Source organism: Arcobacter arenosus, from assembly GCF_005771535.1.
Classification (GTDB): domain Bacteria; phylum Campylobacterota; class Campylobacteria; order Campylobacterales; family Arcobacteraceae; genus Halarcobacter; species Halarcobacter arenosus.
The window spans coordinates 1-1,400 of the sequence record NZ_VANU01000016.1 but is presented as its reverse complement, the minus strand read 5'-3'; the positions used below and the strand labels follow the sequence as shown (position 1 = coordinate 1,400).

Annotated in this window: 1 protein-coding gene; it reads right to left on the bottom strand. The window is 36.4% G+C overall.

The features are described from left to right. Window positions 1-2 precede the first annotated feature (2 nt). Complete coding sequence (locus FDK22_RS15615; protein WP_138153919.1) at window positions 3-1,394, bottom strand: aldehyde dehydrogenase family protein; 1,392 nt, start codon at window positions 1,392-1,394, stop codon at window positions 3-5. Window positions 1,395-1,400: the final 6 nt, after the last annotated feature.

Genomic DNA, 1,400 nt, shown 5'->3' with positions numbered 1-1,400 from the left:
TATTATAAAGAAGGCGATTTGATAACCATAAGCTTTTGGTTTTGCATTTCGTGCATAGAGTCAGGAATACCACCAAGACCTAAACCAGAAGTTTTAGCACCACCAAAAGGCATCCAGTCAACTCTAAATGCAGTATGGTCGTTAACCATAACAGCAGTACCGTTTAATCTCTTAACAGCTTTAAGTGCAGTATCAATGTTCTTAGTAAATACAGCAGCTTGGAATGATACGTCTAAAGCATTAGCTCTGTTGATAGCTTCATCTAAAGTTTTGTATGAATAAACAACAACTACAGGACCAAAAATTTCTTTTTGAGAAATAATAGCATCGTCAGAAGGATTAACAATAACAGTTGGCTCGTATAAAGAATCAGAGATTCTTTTTCCACCAGTTAAAATTTTTCCACCTTTTTCAACCGCTTCATTAACCCACTCTTCAACTCTGTTAACTTCATTGTGGTTAATTAATGGACCAACTTCAGTTTTAGGATCAAGTTGATCACCAACAACTAAGTTCTTAGCATAATCAGCTAATCTATTAGCAATGTCATCTGCAATTGATTCGTGAACAAAGATTCTTTGAACTGATACACAAACTTGACCAGCATGATAAAAACCACCTTTTCCTAAATCAGGAATCATAGCTTCGATATCAGCATCAGGCTCAACAATAACAGGAGCAACCCCACCATGCTCTAAAGCAGATCTAGTACCAGGAGATGCTTTAGAGTTAAGATACCAACCAACAGGACCAGAACCAATAAATGTAAAGAAAGCAGTTTTAGGAGAAGTAACTAATAACTCTCCTCCAGCTCTGTCACAAACAACAGCCTGAGCCCAACCATCAGGTAAACCAGCTTCTTTTAGTAATTCTACTAATTTAACAGCAGACATAGGAGTTTGAGTTGCAGGTCTGATAATAACAGGACAACCAACAGCAATAGCAGGGATTACTTGGTGAATAGCTAAGTTAAAAGGGTGGTTAAAAGCTGATATTGCAGCAACAACCCCAATAGGTTCTTTCATAGTATAAGCCATTCTGTTTGCAGATGAAGCCGTGTGACCCATAGCAATTTCTTGACCTTCAATTTGACCAATTTGCTCAATAGCGATTTTAACACCATTGATAGCTCTTTGAATTTCAACCTTAGAATCCATGTAAGGTTTACCACCTTCAGAAGCACAAAGGATAGTTAGTTCTTCAACCTGAGAAGACATAATGTTCATTAAGTTTTCTAAGATTTCAATTCTTTTATGCTTAGGTATCCAATTGTCTTTATCTAAGAATTTTTCATAAGCAGTATCAATTGCTTTTTGAACACCTTCTACATCTGTAAAAGGTACACTCCCTACTACTTTCCCATCAAACGGTGATGTTACTTCTATTGTACTCATTTATTT